This is a genomic window from Pseudomonas sp. MD195_PC81_125 (genome assembly GCF_014060985.1).
Taxonomy (GTDB): Bacteria; Pseudomonadota; Gammaproteobacteria; order Pseudomonadales; family Pseudomonadaceae; genus Aquipseudomonas; species Aquipseudomonas parakoreensis.
This window is the reverse complement of sequence record NZ_JABULD010000373.1, coordinates 1-1,032: the sequence shown is the minus strand read 5'-3', so window position 1 is coordinate 1,032 and position 1,032 is coordinate 1. Positions and strand designations below refer to the sequence as shown.

Here is a 1,032-nt window from a genome sequence, read left to right as displayed (position 1 = left end):
TGGGTGAGCGTACTCGTGAGGGTAACGACTTCTACCACGAGATGAAGGACTCCAACGTTCTGGACAAAGTGGCCCTGGTTTACGGCCAGATGAACGAGCCGCCGGGAAACCGTCTGCGCGTAGCACTGACCGGCCTGACCATGGCCGAGAAGTTCCGTGACGAAGGTAACGACGTTCTGCTGTTCGTCGACAACATCTATCGTTACACCCTGGCCGGTACTGAAGTATCCGCACTGCTGGGCCGTATGCCTTCGGCAGTAGGTTACCAGCCGACTCTGGCTGAAGAGATGGGCGTGCTGCAAGAGCGCATCACTTCGACCAAGCAAGGTTCGATTACTTCGATCCAGGCGGTATACGTACCTGCGGACGACTTGACTGACCCGTCGCCAGCGACCACCTTCGCCCACTTGGACGCCACCGTCGTTCTGTCCCGTGACATCGCTTCCCTGGGTATCTACCCAGCGGTAGACCCACTGGACTCGACTTCGCGTCAGCTGGATCCGAACGTGATCGGCAACGACCACTACGAAACCGCTCGCGGTGTTCAGTACGTGCTGCAGCGCTACAAAGAGCTGAAGGACATCATTGCGATCCTGGGTATGGACGAGCTGTCGGAAGCCGACAAGCAGTTGGTAAACCGTGCTCGTAAGATCCAGCGCTTCTTGTCGCAGCCGTTCTTCGTGGCTGAAGTCTTCACCGGTGCTTCGGGTAAATACGTTTCCCTGAAAGACACCATTGCTGGCTTCAAAGGCATCCTCAACGGTGACTACGACCACCTGCCAGAACAAGCGTTCTACATGGTTGGCGGCATCGAAGAAGCGATCGAGAAAGCCAAGAAACTGTAATCCCGGCGCCCGGCAACGGGCGCTAATTTAGGTTGAGGCAATCAGATGGCTATGACAGTCCATTGCGATATCGTCAGCGCGGAAGGGGAAATCTTTTCCGGCCTGGTCGAGATGGTGATTGCGCACGGTGCACTGGGTGATCTTGGTATCGCTCTGGGTCACGCGCCGCTGATCACTAATCTGAAGC

1 protein-coding gene and 1 pseudogene are annotated in these 1,032 nt (G+C 56.6%); both read left to right on the top strand.

Annotation, left to right across the window (positions count from 1 at the left end; all coding sequences use genetic code 11):
• Nucleotides 1–845 (top strand): F0F1 ATP synthase subunit beta (gene atpD, locus HT737_RS15590; RefSeq protein ID WP_182403177.1); only part of this gene is annotated, 845 nt, incomplete at its 5' end.
• Nucleotides 846–890: 45 nt separating this feature from the next.
• Nucleotides 891–1,032: pseudogene (locus HT737_RS15585) on the top strand (F0F1 ATP synthase subunit epsilon); the annotation flags it as partial.